Genomic DNA, 17076 nt, shown 5'->3' with positions numbered 1-17076 from the left:
GTGGCCATGGCCTCCGCTCTCGCGACCCCCGCCGTCCACCCGGGACCGCCGCCGCCGCGACCGATCGCCGCCCCGAGCGCGAGGCCGCCGCTGCAGCGCGATCGCGACAGCGTGGTCTCGGGGGTCAGCGCGGGGCTCGCGCGGCACGTCGGAGTCGGCGTGGGCAGCATCCGTGCGCTGTTCGTCGTCCTGACGCTCGTCGCGGGAGCCGGTCCGCTCCTCTACCTCTGGCTCTGGGCTCTCGTTCCCCGCCGAACCGGACCGGCGGCGCCGACCCGGCAGGCACCGGTCGCCTGGATCCTGGCCGCGACCGCCATCGCCGCGCTGCCGATCCTGTTCGCGGTCCTCGTCCTCGAGGCCCGCGACGCGTGGATGTCTCGTTCGTTCTCGCCGGGGCTTCTGGCCGTCGTCGCGTTCGTGACGGTTCTCGCGACCACCGCAGGGTGCTGGGCCGAGCTCGTCGATCGCCGTGACATCGACCGCGGGAGCCGGCATGCCGTCGCCGTGAGGGCTGTCGTGGTCGGCATCCTGATCGCGGTGACCCTCGGGATGCTGCCGCGTGTCGACTCCGACGGGCTCGTTGCGCTTCCCGCACTGACGCTCCCCGTCGGGGGCATGCTCGCCCTCGCCGGGGCCTTCCTCGTCAGTCGATGGCGGGACCTCTCCGGGGAGCGCGTCCGACGCATCCGCGAGGAGCAGCGCAGCGCGATGGCGGCGCACCTGCACGACTCGGTGCTCCAGACCCTGGCGCTGATCCAGAACACGGCGGGTGCGTCGAGCGAGTCCGCCCGAATCGCGCGTGCACAGGAGCGCGAGCTCCGCGCCTGGCTCTTCGACGGCGAACCGCACGCCGACAGCGACCTCGCGACCGACCTGCGCGATTACGCTGCCGCCCTCGAACTCGACTACGCGGTGCGGATCGACGTGGTCTCCGCGGGCCTGTCGGCCGAGCGGGCCACCGGTGAGCTGGCCGCAGCGGCCCGCGAGGCGATGCTCAACGCGGCTCGGCACGCCGCTGGCGACGTCTCGGTCTACATCGAAGGCGGAGCCCGCGGGGTCGACGTCTTCGTGCGCGACCGCGGCGCCGGATTCGACGTCGCGGCGATCCCGGATGACCGGCTCGGCGTCCGAGAATCGGTCATCGGCCGGATGCGGCGCGCCGGCGGGTCCGCTTCGGTCCGGGCGGCGGCGTCGGGCGGCACCGAGGTGCACCTCCACGTCGGCGGTCCGGGGGACGCACGTGGCTGATGCGCTGCGCGTCGTCATCGTCGACGACCACTCCATCTTCCGATCGGGGCTCCGGGCCGACCTGGGCGCGGGGATCGCCGTCGTCGGCGAGGCCGCAGACGTGGAGACCGCCGTCGAGGTCATCGCACGAACCGAACCCGACGTGGTGCTGCTCGACGTGCACCTGCCCGGCGGGTCGGGTGAGGAGCGCGGCGGGGGAGCAGAAGTGATCGCCCGGGCCGCCCCGACGTCGGCGCGCTTCTTGGCTCTGAGCGTGTCGGATGCCGCCGACGACGTCGTCCGCGTCATCCGCGCCGGTGCCCGCGGCTACATCACGAAGGGATCCTCGGGCGACGAGGTGAGCAGCGCCGTCGCGGCGGTGGCGGACGGCGACGCCGTCTTCTCGCCCAGACTCGCCGGATTCGTCCTCGACGCGTTCGGCGCGGTGGCCGGCGAGACGGCGACCGCGGGCGATGAACTCGACCGGCTGTCGTCTCGCGAGCAGGAGGTGATGCGTCTGATCGCGCGCGGATACGCCTACAAGGAGGTCGCCGCCGAGCTCTTCATCTCGGTCAAGACCGTCGAGACGCACGTGTCGGCGGTGCTGCGCAAACTGCAGCTGTCGTCGCGTCACGAGCTGACGGCCTGGGCGACGGCTCGCCGCCTGCTCTGAGCTCCGTCGCCCGGCGCTCGCGCGGACCGGGCGGGTGTCGGTGGCCGAACGTAGAATCGAAGAGTCATGCCAGAGCCCATCAAGCCCGTCATCGTCGGCTCCGCCGCATCCGTGCGCCCCGGCGCTCCCTCCGGCGAGCGTCCCGACGCCGACCTCCTCGAGGGGCTCAACCCGCCCCAGCGCGAAGCGGTGACCTACCGCGGGCCCGCGCTGCTGATCGTCGCGGGCGCCGGTTCGGGCAAGACCCGCGTGCTCACCCACCGCATCGCCTCGCTGCTGCGCGGTCGCGAGGCATGGCCGAGCCAGATCCTCGCGATCACCTTCACCAACAAGGCCGCCGGCGAGATGCGCGAGCGTGTGCAGCAGCTGATCGGCGACAGCGCGCAGGGCATGTGGATCTCGACCTTCCACTCGGCGTGCGTGCGCATCCTCCGCCGCGAGGCGCAGCAGTTCGGCTTCACCAAGAACTTCACCATCTACGACTCGGGCGACTCTCGTGCGCTCATCAAGCGCCTCGTCAAGGAGCACGAGGCCGACGCCTTCGGGCTGACACCCGCCGGCGTGCAGAGCCGCATCTCGAAGCTCAAGAACGAGCTCGCCGACGCCGACTCGTACGCGCGGCAGGCCAATATGTCCGACCCTGCCGAGCGCGTCTTCGTCGAGCTCTTCGGGGCGTACCAGTCCGCGCTCCAGCGGGCCAACGCCTTCGACTTCGACGACCTCATCGCCCAGACGGTGTACCTGTTCCGGGCGTTCCCGCACGTCGCCGACCTCTACCGCAAGCGGTTCCGCCACATCCTCGTCGACGAGTACCAAGACACGAACCACGCCCAGTACGCGCTGATCCACGAGCTCACCCGGCCGGTCCAGGGCCAGGGCGGCGACGCCTTCTCGTCGGGCGGCATGATGATCTTCGAGCCCGAGTCGGCGCCCGAGGTCGAGGCGGCCTCGCTGACCGTCGTCGGTGACTCCGACCAGTCGATCTACGCCTTCCGCGGCGCCGACATCCGCAACATCACCGAGTTCGAGCGTGACTATCCCGGTGCACGAGTCGTGCTCCTCGAGCAGAACTACCGGTCGACGCAGAACATCCTCTCGGCCGCGAACGCCGTGATCTCCAACAACTTCGACCGCAAGGACAAGAAGCTGTGGACGGATGTCGGCGCCGGCGACGCGATCGTCGGCTTCACCGGCTACTCGCAGCACGACGAGGCCCAATTCGTCGCCGACGAGATCGAGGCGCTCCACCGCTCGTCGGTCCCGTACTCGCAGATGGCCGTGTTCTACCGGACGAACTCGCAGTCGCGCGCGCTGGAGGAGATCTTCATCCGCGCGGCCATCCCGTACAAGATCATGGGCGGCACGAAGTTCTACGACCGTGCCGAGATCAAGGATGCGCTGGCCTACGTCGTCGCAGTGGCGAATCCCGCCGACGAGCTCGCGGTGCGCCGCATCCTCAACCGGCCGCGTCGCGGCATCGGCGACGTGACCGAGACGTCCATCGCCCGGTACGCCGCCGACCAGCAGATCACCTTCCGCGACGCGCTCGCCAACGCGTCGGCGCTCGGCGTCGGCCCGAAGATCCAGGCCGCGATCGCACAGCTCGACGCGGTGCTGGCCGAGGCGTCCGAGATCATGCTGCCGAGCTCGGGCGAGATCGCCCCGCCGACGGCGGTGACCGAGGGCCTGACCGTGCTGCTGAACAAGTCCGGCTACATGGACGCCCTGCGCGCGAGCCGCGACCCGCAAGACGAGGCGCGTCTTGAGAACCTCGACGAGCTGATCGCGGTGACCCGCGAGTTCGCCCGCAACAACCCCGACGGCACGATCCTCGACTTCCTCACCGAGGTCGCCCTCGTGGCCGACGCCGACGATCTCGACGACGCGTCCGGAACCGTCTCGCTGATGACGATGCACACCGCGAAGGGCCTCGAGTACGACGCCGTGTTCGTGACGGGCGTCGAAGAGGACCTCATCCCGCACCGCATCTCGGCGAACGAGCCCGGCGGCCCCCAGGAAGAGCGCCGGCTCTTCTACGTCGCCCTCACGCGCGCTCGTAAGCGCCTGCACCTCTCGCTCGCGATGACCCGCGCCCAGTTCGGCGAGGTCTCGGCCGCGATGCCGAGCCGGTTCCTGCAGGAGATCCCGCACGACCTCATCGACTGGCGGCAGTCGCCCGGCGACGTCAATTCGCGCGGGGGCATGCAGTCCCGCGCGCTCAACGGCCGGCGGTCGGGCGGTTCGGGTGGCGGGTTCGGAGGATCGGGCAAGCGTTACGGCGACGATCTCGTGCCCCTGCCGCGCCGCGAGAAGAGCGGTGACATCGCGAAGTTCGCCAACCGCATCCCGGCGAAGGTCCGCGACAACGGCGACCTCGAGCTCGGACCCGGCGATCGCATCAAGCACGACGACTTCGGCGAGGGGCGCGTCGACGCCGTCACGGGCGAAGGTGCGAAACGCGTGGCGCACGTCCGCTTCGATTCGGCGGGGCCGAAGAAGCTGCTCATCAAGATCGCGCCGATCGTCAAGCTGTAACGCAAGCCCCGCGCCGCGGGAGGGCGCGGGTTAGGCTCGAAGGCATGGCGATCTTCAAGCGCTCCGCGCGAGACACCACGAGCCAGCCCACGAACGACGCGGTCGGTGCCGAGGTTGACGGCGATGTCGCCGCTGACCAGGCCGCCGAGCAGCCAGCCGAGCAGGCAGCTGCCGAGCAGGCTCCGGTCGAGACTGTGCCGCACGTGGGCATCTCGATGTCGACGTTCGGCGCGCCCGCTCAGCCCGTCGCCCCGACTCAGCCGGAGCGGACGGTGACCCGCCCGCCGGCGGAGGCACCGGATCGCACCGAGACGGTGCCGGGGATGCCCGACAACACCCTGGTCCAGGCGGCCCTTGCGTCGCTGCCCGAGAAGCCCGGCAACGTCGACGTCATGAACGTCATGCGTCAGAGCATGCAGGGAACGATGTACGTGCGTGTGCGCGGCGACGCGCGGGCCCTCACGGCAGAGGGCAAGCCGATCACGCTCGCCGTCTCGCAGATCGACGGAGCCCGCTTCCTCCTCGCCTTCACCGGCGGCGCATCGCTTCGCGCCAGCGTCGAAGCGGATGGCGACCGCGACACCTCGGCGCTGGGCATCCCCGTCGCGAACGTGTTCCGCAACGCCATCGAGGGCCCGTACGAAGGGCTCATCATCGATCACGCTGTCGCCGGGTCGCGCATCGTGCTGCCCGTGCAGCTCATCACCAAGGCCTTCGAGGAGGGCGACCCCGCCTTCACGATCAAGAATCTGCTCGCCGGACCGCGCGGCCCGGAAACCGCGGCCGCTGTCGGCGAGGCGCTCGCGCAGGCGCCGCTGTGGGTTGCCGCCGGTCCCGCTGGCGACAGCGGTCAGCTCGGCCTCGCCGAGTCGCGCACCGCGTCGGGCGAGCGGCGCCTCGAGGTGTACTCGCACCCGCTCGAGGTGCTCGTGCTGCAACGCGGTGACCGCCCGGTGCCCGTCACCGCGGGTCAGCTCGGGCGTGCGCTGCAATCGAACCCCGCGCTCAGCGGAGTCATCGTCGACCCGGGCGGCCCCTGGATCCACGTCGATCGCGCGGACCTCGGCCCCGTCCTCGCCCGTGCCGACGATCCCGACCCCGCTCCCGCCCCGGCTGCGCCGGCAGCCGCGGACGCGGCCGCGACGCCGGAGGAGCCCGGCGCAGCTGACGCGTGACGCCCCGACGGTGATACAACCGTCGGACCGGCGGTACGCGTGAGGCGTACAGGCCGGTTCGAGGCGTCACCCGCACCTTCCGCCCGACGGATGTATCAGCACAACGGTCGGACTCGAGGCAGAGCCGCCGGATTGTCCAGGGGGTAGGTCATCGAGCGCCGACGCCCTAGGGTCGGGCCATGGCGAGCGAGCGCATCACCCTGACCGTGCCAGGCCCCGAGGGCGACCGCGAGGTCGGTCTGTCGAGTCCCAACCGCGTGCTGTGGCCGGAGCTGGGCATCACCAAGCGCGAGTACGCCGAGTACGCGATCGCCGTCGCCGAGCCGTTCCTGCGCGCGAACGGTCATCGCCCCGTCTCGCTCGAGCGTTTCCCCGACACCATCGACGGGGAGCGGTTCTTCTCGAAGAACCCGCCCAAGGGGGCGCCCGACTACGTCGATCAGGTCATCTGCACCTACAACAGCGGGCGGCGGCATCCGCAGGTCGTGCTCAACGAAGCGGCGGCCGTCGTATGGGCGGTGCAGATGAACACCGTCGTCTTCCACCCCTGGGCGTCGCTGGCAGCCGACACCGACAACCCCGTCGAGCTGCGGATCGACCTCGACCCGCAGCCGGGCACGGACTTCGCGGATGCCGCATCCGTCGCCCCCGCGCTGCGCGACGTGCTCGCCGAGGCCGGTCTGACGGCCTTCCTCAAGACCAGCGGCAACCGCGGACTCCATGTGTTCTGCCCGATCGAGCCGGAGCACGAGTTCCTCGACGTGCGGCATGCGGTCATCGCCGCCGGCCGTGAGCTGGAACGCCGGATGCCCGACCGCGTCACGACGAACTGGTGGAAGGAGGAACGCGGCGAGCGGGTCTTCATCGACTTCAACCAGGCGAACCGCGACCGCACGATGGCCGGCGCCTACAGCGCGCGGGCGCTGCCGGCGGCGACGGTCGCGACCCCGATCACCTGGGACGAGCTCGAGGCCGGGGTCGACCCGTCCTCGTTCACGGTCCGCACGGTGCCGCAGCGGCTGGCGGACATCGGCGATCCGTGGGCCGGCCTGCAGGCCGATCCCGGTCCCATCGACACCCTGCTGGAATGGTGGCAGCGCGACCTCGACGCCGGCCTCGGTGAGCTGCCGTTCCCGCCGGAGTTCCCGAAGATGCCCGGAGAGCCGCCGCGCGTGCAGCCGAGTCGCGCGCGACAGCCCGAGGCCGAGTAGATCGCACCGCGACCATCACCGGTGCTGATCACCGCGCCGAGGGTCGCTGCCATTCGCGTTCGGTGACGACACGGGCGACGGTGAGGCCGACGGCCAGCGCGACGACCACGAACACCGCCGTGATCCCGTACTGCACGGCGCTGATCGTGTCGGACTCGATCGTGCCGACGATGGCGCGATAGGCGGATGCCCCGGGCACCATGATCAGCACGGCGGGAACGGTCAGCGTGATGCGCGGTGCGCGCACGAAGCGCGAGACCGCGAAGGCGCCGAACCCGACGGCGACGCCGGCGGCGGCTGCCGCGACGGGCTGCATCGTGCCGTGATCGATCATGAGCAGACGGCCCACGTTGGCGATCGTGCCGATCGTTGCCGCCGCCAGCGCGATCCGCCAGGGCGTCGAGAACAGCAGGGCGAAGCCCATCACACCGATGAAGCCTGCCACGAAGCGCCCGAGCGACAGCAGCGGCTCGGACAGCTCCGGGGCCGCGACGGCGACGGCGCTCGTCTCGAACACCGCGGCCACCGCCCACACGGCGCACCCCGTCGACAGAAGCACGAGACACGCGTACACGACCCGGTTCACTCCCGCGTTGAGGTCGAGCCGGGCGAGGTCGAGTGCGCCCGTGACGAGGGGGAAGCCCGGCACGAGGTAGAGCACGGCGCTCGTCAGCGCGGCCCCGTACTGGGGCGACGGCGCGCCGAGCAGCTCGATGAGGTGCGAGACGCCGAGGAAGGTGAGGAGCGCGGCCGAGGCCGACAGGAAGACCAGGAGGAACTCGTTGACCTGCAGCCGTGCGCCGCGGATGCGCACGTACTGACCGAGCGCGACGGCCAGCGCGACGCTGAGACATTCGGCCCAGCCGCCGTTGTTCAAGAAGGCGAAGGCCGTGCAGGCTGCCGCGGCGGCGAGCACCCGCACGGAAGTCGGGTAGCGCGGCGGCATCCGTTCGATCCTGTCGAGCTCGCGCTGCAGGTCGTCGGCGGTGACGCCGTCGGCGACGCGGTGGGAGAGGTGCATGACCTCGGCGATCCGCTCGGAGTTGACGACCGGATGCCGCACCTCGGCCACGCGCGTGCGAAACAGCTGCCCCCGCTGAGCGGTGATGACGATGTCGGTCATCCCGACGCGCGACTCCAGGCGCTCGAGTCCGAGGGCGTGCGCGGTGCGGTCCATCGTGTCGCGCACGCGTGCCGACGAGGCTCCCGCCCCCAGCATCAGGGTGCCGAGACGGAGCACCGCGTCGGTCCGCGCGATGAATCGCAGGGGCTCGAGGTGCAGTTCGGCGGTGCCGTCGGGGACGTCGTCGCGCTGGTCATCCCGCATGGTTCGATCCTCCCACCCGCGACGTGCGCCGGGGTGGGAGGATCTGCCGGAGCTATCCGGCAACGTGGTCAGCGTCGCGTGGGGCGCCGGTGGCGCGAGAGCAGCACGGTTCCGCCGGCCGCAGCCAGGAGCACGCCGCCGATCATCAGGCCGATCGGCTCTCCGTCGCCTCCGGTCCGCGCGATCCGGTCCGCTGAGGGGCGTGCCGAGCCGCCGGTGCCGGCGCCGGTGTCGGTGCTGCTGTCACCGGCACCAGGCTGACTGGGCCCCGGGAGTCCGGGGGCCTCGCCCGGCGTCTCGCCGGGCGTCTCGCCGGGAGCAGCGGCATCGACGAGGTAGACGCCGTCGGCTCGGTAGTCCAGCGTTCCGTCGAAGCCTGCACCGGCATCCGTGACCTCAACCGCGTCGAATCTCGTGTCTGCGGCACGAGCACCGTACGAGATCAGTCGCAGCGGCGCGCCGGGAGCACCTCCGGCCAGGTCGACGCGCAGCGTTCCGCCGAGGGTGGCCGTGCCGGCGATCTCGAGAGCGGGCTCGGCGTCGTCGACCGACAGCTCGAGTGTCGCGGCATCCGTCTGCGTGAAGTCGCCGCCCACGCTCAGGCCGGACGTCTCGTCAGCGAGCGAGCCGCCGGCGATCGTCAGGTCTCCCGTGCCGAGGGCGCTCGGCGCCTCGGCCCGAAGGACTCCGGCGTCGACGACAGTGCCGCCGGTGTAGGTGTTCTCGCCCGAGAGGGCGAGCGTGCCCGAGCCGTTCTTCGTCAGCGACCCGGCACCGTCGATGTCGTTGCGCCACGTGTCGCTCGCCGCGAAGCCGCCGGCCTCGGCATCCATGGTCACCGTGACTTCGGTGTCGAGAGCGCCGTACCCGTTCGACGCCTCGAAGAGGTTGAGCCGTCCCCAGCCCTCCGGGTCGTCGAGCACCGGGTGCCCCGAGTCGATCGCGGTGGAGTGGAGCACCCAGCGGCGCTGCTCGGCGTCGAGGTACGGCAGCCGGTGCTCGAGCAGCACCTCTGCGCCCGCCGGCACACGCGCCGCCTGGCCGGCGGTGCCCGTGGCCGGCAGCCCGTAGGTCATGCGATCGCGGTACTGCTGCGCGAGGGCGTCGTAGGCGTCGTCGTCGAGCGTCTGCGTGGATCCTTCTGCCGGCAGCGTGTCGATCAGTGCCTGAGCCTCGGCCGACGCCGCGGCGCGCAGCTCGGCGTTGGCGGGATCGTTCAGGCTCGCGGCCGCGAGGGCGGTCGCCAGGATGCGGCCGCCGATCACGTCGAGCGGGGAGTGCATGCCGGCGACGATGCGGCTGTCGCCGATCTCGGCGGCGTTCGCGATGAGGAGGTCCTGGTACTGCGGCGCCGCATCGGCGAGGGCGAGCGAGGCCAGATAGGCCGCGTTGGTGTGGCCGCTCGGGAAGCCGCCGTCGCTGGCCGCCTCGCTGTCCGGCTTCCGCACCGGCAGGAGCGCGGGCACGATGACCGAGTCGTCGACCCAGCGGAACGGCCGCTTGTAGCCGAAGAAGTTCTTCGACGGGTTCGACGAGGCGGCCGGGCCGCGCACGGTGTCGACGAGCTCGACGACCGAGCCGAGCTCGGAGTCCGGGTCGGCCCATCGGCCCGAGGCGTTGCCCGCATCGTCGTAGCGCACGGTCGTCGCGTCGGCGGGAATCGTGTCGGGGATCGTGGTCCCGGCGTTCATCGCCGCACGGAAGGCGGGCGTGGCGGAGCCGAGCCCGTCGACCGCGCTGTAGCTCTGATGGCGGCGGTCGAAGACCCACGCGGTGGTCTCGTCCGATGCGGTGCGAGTGCGCGCCACCTCGATGTTGTGCGCGATGTTGGCGTCGAGCACGGGCGCGCCGACATCCGTGGCCTGTCCGGTGTCCCACGTGGCGCCGGGCTGCCATAGCTCGAGCATGCCGGAGAGCACCCCGATCGCCGGGTTCGTCTCGGGGGTCGCGTTCGCCGAGCTGTTGGCGGTGTAGGTGTCGACGAAGGTGCCGTAGGGAGCGCGGTGCGGTGCGATCGCGCTGTCGTCGAGCAGATCGCCGGCGGCGGCGTCAGCGGGCGTCGCGACCCCGAGAGTGAGCGTCGTCGCGGCGAGAGCGGCCACGGCGGCGGCGGGGATGGCGGCCCTTCGGCGGGGCGAGCCGGGGCGGGAGAGGTCGGCGTACATGCGGCGTCCTTCGGGTGCGGGGGCGTTCGACGCTCGCACGCTAGGAAGCGTCGCGCAACGACGGGTGGCCGCGGAGTGAACGGCCGATGTCGCCCCCGACCTCCCGGTCAGTCCAGGACGTCAGCGAGGTCGTATGCGGCGACGGTCTCGAGCTGGTCGAATGTGCACGAGCGCGCATCCCGGTCATTCCGCCAGCGCTCGAACTGCACGGTGTGGCGGAAGCGCTGTCCCTCGAGCTGGTCGTAGCGCACCTCGAGCACCAGCTCGGGACGCAGCCGCACGAACGAGACGTCCTTCGACGCCGCGAACCGCGAACGGTCGGACTCGCCCGTGATCGCCGCGCCGGTGGCGTCGCGTTCGACGAGCGGTGCGAGCTCGTCGATCAACTCTCTCCGCCGCTTGTCGGTCCACGCCGAGACCCCGCCGACGCCGTGCAGCTCGCCGTCGTCGTCGTAGAGGCCGACCAGCAGAGACCCGACCCCCGTGCCGGACTTGTGGATGCGGTATCCGATCGCGACGACATCCGCCGTGCGGGCGTGCTTGATCTTGAGCATCGTCCGCTTCCCGGGCGCATAGGGCTGATCGGTGGGCTTGGCGACGACGCCGTCGAGCCCGGCGCCCTCGAACTCCGACAGCCACCGGCGGGCGGTCTCGACGTCGTCGGTCGCGCGCGTCACGTGGATCGGGTCGGGCACGGCACGCAGCAGCTCGACGAGTTCGCTGCGTCGCCGGGAGAACGGCTCGGCCTGCAGGTCGCGGTCGCCGCGGGCGAGAAGGTCGAACGCGATGAACATGGCCGGCGTCTGCTCGCTGAGCAGCGCGACGCGCGACGCCGCCGGATGGATGCGCTGCGACAGGGCCTCCCACTGCAGCCGCCGCCCGGCGCTCGTCTCGGTCGCCACGACGATCTCGCCGTCGATCAGGCACGGCTCGGGGAGCAGCCGGGAGAACGCGTCGACGAGCTCCGGGAAGTAGCGGGTGAGGGGCTTCGAGCCACGACTGCCGATCTCGACGTTCTCACCGTCCCACGACACGATCGCGCGGAACCCGTCCCACTTCGGCTCGAACGACAGTCCCGCGGCGTAGCGGCCCGGATCCGGGATCGCGGGCACCGCTTTCGCGAGCATCGGCGCGGGGATGTCGTACGTCATCGTGTCGCCTCAGGCCTGCAGCTGCTCGCGGGGCTTCGGCCGTGCCCAGCGTGCGGGAAGGTCCGGTCCGTCCCACACCTGCACGATGCCCCACACGACGGCGGTGATGGGGACGGCGAGCAGCGTTCCCAGGATGCCGCCGATCGCGGTGCCGGCTGTCAGGGCGACGAGCACGACGAACGAGTGGAGCTTCATCGTGCGACCCATCAGCACGGGCTGCAGGAAGTTGCCCTCGAGCTGGTTGACGAGCACGACGGCGCCGACGACGAGGACCGCGTTGAGCGGGCCGTTGGCGACGAGCGCGACGAGCGCGGCCAGGATGCCGGCCAGGGTCGCACCCACGATCGGGATGAACGCCAGAAGGAACACGAGCACGGCCAACGGGATGGCGAGCGGAACCTGCAGCACGAGCAGGGCGATGAAGATGCCGACCGCGTCCACGAAAGCGACCGCCGCGGTGCCTCGGATGTACGAGCCCAGCACGACGACCGTCTTGTCGCCGATGCGGCGAGCGCGCATCTCGTTCGAGCCGCGGAAGGGGCGCAGCAGGAACTCCCACATGCGGGGACCGTCCTTCAGGAAGAAGAACAGGATCACGACCAGCAGCACGGCGCCGGTGATGAAGGTGGCCACGGCGCTGACCCCGGCGATGGCGCCCGAGCCGAACTGCGCGCTCGTGACGAAGTCGCCGAGGGCACCGAGCCACTCGTCGATCTGGCTCTGGTCGATCGAGATGGGAAGTGTCTGCGCCCAGGCGACGAGCTGGTCGAAGCCCTCCTGCGCCTGAGAGTAGAGGTCGTCCCACTGGTCGCGCACGGCCCAGACGATGAGCCAGGACAGTCCGGTCAGCAGCACCACGATCGTGAGCAACGTGATGATCGTGGCGAGCAGCGAGGGCACGCCGTGGCGGCGCATCCAGCTCATCGCGGGAGCGAACGCGCACGCGAAGATGAGCGCGAGGATCAGCGGGATCGCGACGACGGACACCTGTCGCAGCACGTACACGATACCGATGGCGAGGATCACCAGGACGATGATCTGCACTCCGCGTATCGCGAGGCGGCCGAAGCCGTCGGCCCACAGTCCCGCCGGGGGGCGTTCGGCGTCGCGGTCGATGGCATCCGCCAGGACGATCTCGGGCCGCGGTCTCCGTCGGAACAGACTCATGACGACGACGGTAGCGGACCGCGCCGCCCCGGACGCGGGGTTGCGCTCGAGCCGCGCGCGGGGCAGGGCGCGATCCGTCACGGTCACCTCCGCGGTTGCTCCCGTTCACCGTCGCGTCGCCGGGAGGTCGCCGCGCGGCCACCCTCGCCGGGGACGGTGGAGGTGCCGCCCGCACGCGGCGGCTTTCGCACCTCCCCCCAGATACGAAAGAGGATCTCCATGCACCGGAGAGCGCATACGCGCGCCTGCACCCTGACCGCGACGAGCGTCGCCGCTGGTCTCGTCCTCGCGTCGGTCCCGGCCCTCGCCGCGAGCGCGACCGATGCCGACGCGGCATCCGTTCCGAAGAACGTCATCCTGATGATCTCGGACGGCGCGGGCTACAACCAGTTCGACGCCGCGAGCCTGTACGAGCACGGGACGAGCGCGCACCAGGTCACCGTCGATCCCGCGACCGGCGCGATCGCGCATGAAGCGGCCACGCCCGGTCAGGTCTACGAGACCTGGCCCGTCCAGGTCGCCCAGTCTCACTACTCGGCATCGGGCCGGGCGGAGTACTTCACCGAGAAGGCGTGGGGAGACTTCGGCTGGGTCGCCTCCGGCGCCACCGACTCCGCCGCGGCGGGCACGGCGCTCGGAACCGGGGTGAAGACCAACAACGGGACGCTCGGCTTCGAGCCGGGCGGTGACCGCCTGCTGACCGTGGGCGAGCAGGCGCAGGAGGTCGGGAAGAAGGTCGGGCTCGTCACCTCCGTGCCCTTCAACCATGCCACCCCCGCGGGCTTCATCGCCCACAACGCCGACCGCAACGACTACCAGGGCCTGGCTGCCGAGATGATCGACAGCGGCGTGGACGTCCTGATGGGCGGCGGGCACCCGATGTACACCGACGCACACGAGCCCCGCCCCGCCGACTGGACGTGGATCGCGCAGCGCGACTACGAGCGCGTCTCGACCGGAGCGACGCCGTTCACCTTCATCGACGACAAGGCCGACTTCGATGCTCTCGCCGCCGGCACCGCCGTCCCCGACAAGGTGTTCGGTCTCGCGCAGGTCGCCGAGACCCTGCAGTACAACCGCCCCGGGCTGGCGAACGACGCCGCGCTGCCGTACACCGATCCGGCGAACGACGTCGCGGACCTCGACACCCTCGCCCGGGGAGCGCTGAATGTGCTCGACACGGGCGACGAGGGCTTCTTCCTCATGGTCGAGGGCGGCGCGGTCGACTGGGCCGGCCACGCGAATCAGACCACGCGCCTCGTCGAGGAGCAGATCGCCTTCAACGACGCCGTCGAGGCCGTCGAGTCGTGGGTCGAGGAGAACAGCAGCTGGGACGAGACGCTCGTCATCGTCACCGCCGACCACGAGACCGGCTACCTCGCCGGCGCGGGTGCCGGTGCCGAGACCGGATGGACGCCGATGACGGGGACGGCGGGGCAGCTCCCCGACCTGACGTGGCACTCGGGCGGCCACACGAACGCGCTCGTCCCGCTCTTCGCCAAGGGCGCCGGGGCCGAGGTGCTCGAAGCCCGGGCCGACCAGTGGGATGTCGTCCGCGGCCCCTACCTCGACAACACCGCGATCGGCGAGACGATCTTCAATGTCCTCGGCCACGGCGAGCGCAGCTCGGCGGACGCGGTGGCGCTCGAGGCCACGATCGCCGGCGAGGCGGCGGACGGCGCGCTCAGCCTGAGCGTGGCCGGACACGGGGAGCGCGTCTCGTTCGGCGGTTCCGGGGCGGATCTGGATGCCACGCTGCCGCTCGTGACCGTCGCCGACACGCGCAACGAGGTCCGCGCCCAGGGGCGTGGCTGGACGCTCGCGGGAACGGCGACGGACTTCGTGGCCGGCAACCGCACGCTGGCCGCGGAGAACCTCGCGTGGGCCCCGCGCATCGTCCGATCCGAGGCGGGTGCCGCCGCGGGCGGCCGGGCGACGCTCGACGCGCCCGCGACGCTCGCCACAGCCGATCGGACGTCGCGTCTGGGCTCGACGGTGATCGGGGCCGATCTGGATCTGACGGTCCCGGCCGACGCTGCGGGCGGGCGGTACGGCAGCGAGATCACGCTCACCCTGTTCGCGCAGGACTGACCGGTTCGCGCGACAGCGACGCCTCGGCGGGGGCGGGCTCCGGCCCGTCCCCGCCCCCAGCTCACCGGAGACCTCATGCCCCGCATCCTTAACATCCGTGCCGTGCTGCTGGCGGTGAGCCTGCTCACCGTGCTCACGGCATCCGCGTCGCTCACCGTCGTTCCGGCATCCGCCGCGGCACCGGAGCCGCCCGCGATCGAGTGGGGAGTCGTCCCCGCCGACGCCGCCGGCCCCGACGGCCGGGTGTCGCTGCGCCACACGATCGACCCGGGCGCGGCGATCACCGATGCCGTCGCGGTCACCAACCATTCCGTCGAGCCCGCGGTGTTCACCGTCGCCGCCGGTGACGGCGTGGTGGGCGCGGACGGTGCGTTCGACGTCCGTGCCGACGATCCGGAAGCGGGCGGAGCGTGGATCGACGTCGGCGGGCTCGACGGCGACGGGCTCGCGCTCGCTGCGGGCGAGACCCGCGTGCTCCCGGTCACGATCACGGTGCCGGCGGACGCGACGCCGGGAGATCACCCGGCGGGGATCGTCGTGGGGCTCAGCGCCGAGGGATCGGGGGTGACGGTGACGCACCGCGTCGGGGTGCGTGTGCACCTGCAGGTCGCCGGGGAGATCGCTCCGGCGCTCCGCATCGACGCCGCCACCGCGAGCTTCACGCCCTCGTGGATCCCCTTCGTTAGCGGCACCCTCACGGTGGAGTACCAGGTGACCAACACCGGCAACGTCCGCTTCGGGGCCAGCGGTGCCGCCGAGGCTGCGGGTCCGCTGGGCCTTCTTCCCGGCGGTGGCGCCGCCGAGGCGTTCGAGGTGCTGCCCGGCGGCACGGCGACGCAGCGCATCGAGCTACGGCTCGCACCGCTGTTCCTCGCCGCCGGCGAGGTCACCGTGACCCCGATCCCGCTCGGCGACGATCGCGTGCCGCTCCCCGAGGCGGCATCCTCGGGGTTCTCAACACCGGCCGTGCCGTGGTCGGCGATCGCCGTCGTCGCGGTGGGTGCGGGGATCATCGCGCTCGCGGCGGTCATCGTGGTGCGCCGGCGCGCGCGCTGAGCCGCAGTTCGCCGGCCGGCGGGTCAGGCGAACGCGCCGACGCCCGTGATGTCGCGCCCGAGCAGGAGGGCTTGGACGCTCTCCGTGCCCTCGTAGGTGTGGATGGCCTCGATGTCGGTCATGTGCTGCATGACCCCGTTCTCGAGCAGGATGCCGTTGCCCCCGAGCAGATCGCGCGCGATCTGCGCGATCCGTCGCGCGGCCCGGGTGTTGTGGTACTTCGCCAGCGAAGCCTGGGTGGGACGCAGGCCGCCCGAGGTCTCGAGGTCGGCGAGGCGGCGGCAGTAGAGCTGCATCGCGGTGAGCTCGTCGAGCATCTGCGCGAGCCGCTCCTGCACCATCTGCGATCGGGCGAGCGGACGCCCGAACTGGATGCGCTCGCCGGCGTAGGTGACGGCAGCCTCGTAACACGCGGTCGCGTGGCCGAGCGCCGACCAGGCGACTCCGGAACGCGTGGCGTAGAGCACGGTCGAGGCATCCCGGAACGACCGTGTCCCCTCGAGGACGGCATCGGTCGGCAGCCTCACATCGCGTAGCGCGACGTGAGCCTGGTGGATGCCGCGGAGCGACGCCTTGCCCGCGATGACTGTGCCGGTGTAGCCCGGACGGTCCTGCTCCACGAGGAAGCAGCGCACCGCGCCGTGCAGCTCGCCGCCCTCGTCGTCGACCCGAGCCCACACGAACGTGATGCCGCCCGACGCTCCGTTTCCGATCCACTTCTTGGCCCCGCGCAGCACCCACTCGTCGCCCTCGCGGCGGGCGACCGTCTCGAGCGAGACCGAGTCGGAGCCGTGGTCGGGCTCGGTGAGCGCGAAGGCGCCCAGCACCTCGCCCGCGGCGAGCGGCCGCAGCCAGCGCTCCTGCTGAGCGGGGGAGCCGAACAGGGCGAGGGTGCGCAGCGCGAGCCCGCCCTGCACCGCGTGCGCCGTGCCGAGCGAACCGTCGCCACGGGAGATCTCCATCGTCACCAGGCCCGCGCCGAGCGGCGTGATGCGCGTGAGTTCGGGGTGGTCGATACCGTCGACGAAAAGATCGAGCTCGCCCATGCGGCGGACGAGGTCGAGCGGGTAGGTCGCGGTGTCCCAGGCGTGCTGCATCCGGTCGCCCACCTCGTCGACGAAGGCCCGGGCGCGATCCCAGGCGGCCCGGTCTTCGTCGCCGATGTCGGCGAAGACGCCGTAGTAATCGGTGTCGCGGCGGCCCGTCAGGGCGTACGAGGTGACGCGCTCGCCGGGGAGTGCATCGAGATCACGGTCGGCTTCATCGCTCATGAAATCCAGTATCACCCGGAATGACAC

At 71.5% G+C, this 17076-nt stretch carries 12 protein-coding genes; 7 read left to right on the top strand and 5 right to left on the bottom strand.

Features of this window, described 5'->3' with window-relative positions; genetic code table 11:
- The first annotated feature begins 6 nt into the window (after window positions 1-6).
- The 5 genes from AA0Y20_RS15985 to ligD all read left to right on the top strand — a co-directional run bounded on the left by AA0Y20_RS15985 (window position 7) and on the right by ligD (window position 6821).
- Window positions 7-1248: a PspC domain-containing protein gene (locus AA0Y20_RS15985; protein ID WP_412936257.1), complete on the top strand. Its 1242-nt coding sequence runs from the start codon at window positions 7-9 to the stop codon at window positions 1246-1248.
- Window positions 1241-1900 (top strand): LuxR C-terminal-related transcriptional regulator, encoded by a 660-nt coding sequence (locus AA0Y20_RS15980; RefSeq protein ID WP_412936254.1) that lies wholly within the window; start codon window positions 1241-1243, stop codon window positions 1898-1900. Before AA0Y20_RS15985 ends, AA0Y20_RS15980 begins: the two co-directional genes overlap by 8 nt.
- A 66-nt stretch (window positions 1901-1966) precedes the next feature.
- Entirely contained in the window at window positions 1967-4435 is a 2469-nt protein-coding gene (locus AA0Y20_RS15975) for an ATP-dependent helicase (RefSeq protein WP_412936252.1), read from the top strand.
- A gap of 44 nt (window positions 4436-4479) precedes the next feature.
- Complete coding sequence (locus tag AA0Y20_RS15970; protein WP_412936249.1) at window positions 4480-5610, top strand: SseB family protein; 1131 nt, start codon at window positions 4480-4482, stop codon at window positions 5608-5610.
- 179 nt (window positions 5611-5789) lie between these two features.
- Window positions 5790-6821: a non-homologous end-joining DNA ligase gene (ligD, locus tag AA0Y20_RS15965; RefSeq protein ID WP_412936248.1), complete on the top strand. Its 1032-nt coding sequence runs from the start codon at window positions 5790-5792 to the stop codon at window positions 6819-6821.
- 28 nt (window positions 6822-6849) lie between these two features.
- On the opposite strand, the gene AA0Y20_RS15960 is transcribed toward ligD, so the two are convergent.
- From AA0Y20_RS15960 to AA0Y20_RS15945, 4 genes are all read right to left on the bottom strand, one after another.
- Entirely contained in the window at window positions 6850-8148 is a 1299-nt protein-coding gene (locus AA0Y20_RS15960; RefSeq protein ID WP_412936247.1) for a threonine/serine ThrE exporter family protein, read from the bottom strand.
- Window positions 8149-8216: 68 nt separating this feature from the next.
- Window positions 8217-10313, bottom strand: coding sequence for a phosphatase PAP2 family protein (locus tag AA0Y20_RS15955; protein WP_412936245.1), 2097 nt, complete (start codon window positions 10311-10313; stop codon window positions 8217-8219).
- Between the two features lie 107 nt (window positions 10314-10420).
- Window positions 10421-11464 carry an ATP-dependent DNA ligase gene (locus tag AA0Y20_RS15950; RefSeq protein ID WP_412936242.1) on the bottom strand — a complete coding sequence of 348 codons (1044 nt, stop codon included), beginning with the start codon at window positions 11462-11464 and terminating at the stop codon, window positions 10421-10423.
- A 9-nt stretch (window positions 11465-11473) separates the two neighbouring features.
- A complete protein-coding gene (locus tag AA0Y20_RS15945) occupies window positions 11474-12631 on the bottom strand; it encodes an AI-2E family transporter (RefSeq protein ID WP_412939668.1) in 1158 nt (385 codons plus the stop codon).
- Window positions 12632-12850: 219 nt separating this feature from the next.
- On the opposite strand from AA0Y20_RS15945, the gene AA0Y20_RS15940 reads away from it, so the two are divergent.
- Window positions 12851-14722 (top strand): alkaline phosphatase, encoded by a 1872-nt coding sequence (locus tag AA0Y20_RS15940; protein ID WP_412936240.1) that lies wholly within the window; start codon window positions 12851-12853, stop codon window positions 14720-14722.
- A 75-nt stretch (window positions 14723-14797) separates the two neighbouring features.
- Window positions 14798-15778: a hypothetical protein gene (locus AA0Y20_RS15935; protein ID WP_412936238.1), complete on the top strand. Its 981-nt coding sequence runs from the start codon at window positions 14798-14800 to the stop codon at window positions 15776-15778.
- A gap of 23 nt (window positions 15779-15801) precedes the next feature.
- On the opposite strand, the gene AA0Y20_RS15930 is transcribed toward AA0Y20_RS15935, so the two are convergent.
- The gene (locus tag AA0Y20_RS15930) at window positions 15802-17049 is read right to left on the bottom strand and encodes an acyl-CoA dehydrogenase family protein (RefSeq protein ID WP_412936235.1); all 1248 of its coding nucleotides are present in this window, start codon (window positions 17047-17049) and stop codon (window positions 15802-15804) included.
- Window positions 17050-17076 lie beyond the last annotated feature (27 nt).

The sequence above is a fragment of the Microbacterium pratiae genome (genome assembly GCF_047302165.1).
Classification (GTDB): Bacteria; Actinomycetota; Actinomycetes; order Actinomycetales; family Microbacteriaceae; genus Microbacterium.
Note: the sequence above shows the minus strand (reverse complement) of the source record. Positions and strands in the feature narration are given on the sequence as shown.

What these genes read in the sequence shown, in the direction of transcription:
- AA0Y20_RS15985 (WP_412936257.1), top strand. Translation starts at nt 7, where the DNA reads ATGGCCTCCGCTCTCGCGACCCCCGCCGTCCACCCGGGACCGCCGCCG.
- AA0Y20_RS15975 (WP_412936252.1), top strand. Translation starts at nt 1,967, where the DNA reads ATGCCAGAGCCCATCAAGCCCGTCATCGTCGGCTCCGCCGCATCCGTG.
- AA0Y20_RS15970 (WP_412936249.1), top strand. Translation starts at nt 4,480, where the DNA reads ATGGCGATCTTCAAGCGCTCCGCGCGAGACACCACGAGCCAGCCCACG.
- ligD (WP_412936248.1), top strand. Translation starts at nt 5,790, where the DNA reads ATGGCGAGCGAGCGCATCACCCTGACCGTGCCAGGCCCCGAGGGCGAC.
- AA0Y20_RS15960 (WP_412936247.1), bottom strand. Translation starts at nt 8,148, where the DNA reads ATGCGGGATGACCAGCGCGACGACGTCCCCGACGGCACCGCCGAACTG.
- AA0Y20_RS15955 (WP_412936245.1), bottom strand. Translation starts at nt 10,313, where the DNA reads ATGTACGCCGACCTCTCCCGCCCCGGCTCGCCCCGCCGAAGGGCCGCC.
- AA0Y20_RS15950 (WP_412936242.1), bottom strand. Translation starts at nt 11,464, where the DNA reads ATGACGTACGACATCCCCGCGCCGATGCTCGCGAAAGCGGTGCCCGCG.
- AA0Y20_RS15945 (WP_412939668.1), bottom strand. Translation starts at nt 12,631, where the DNA reads ATGAGTCTGTTCCGACGGAGACCGCGGCCCGAGATCGTCCTGGCGGAT.
- AA0Y20_RS15940 (WP_412936240.1), top strand. Translation starts at nt 12,851, where the DNA reads ATGCACCGGAGAGCGCATACGCGCGCCTGCACCCTGACCGCGACGAGC.
- AA0Y20_RS15935 (WP_412936238.1), top strand. Translation starts at nt 14,798, where the DNA reads ATGCCCCGCATCCTTAACATCCGTGCCGTGCTGCTGGCGGTGAGCCTG.
- AA0Y20_RS15930 (WP_412936235.1), bottom strand. Translation starts at nt 17,049, where the DNA reads ATGAGCGATGAAGCCGACCGTGATCTCGATGCACTCCCCGGCGAGCGC.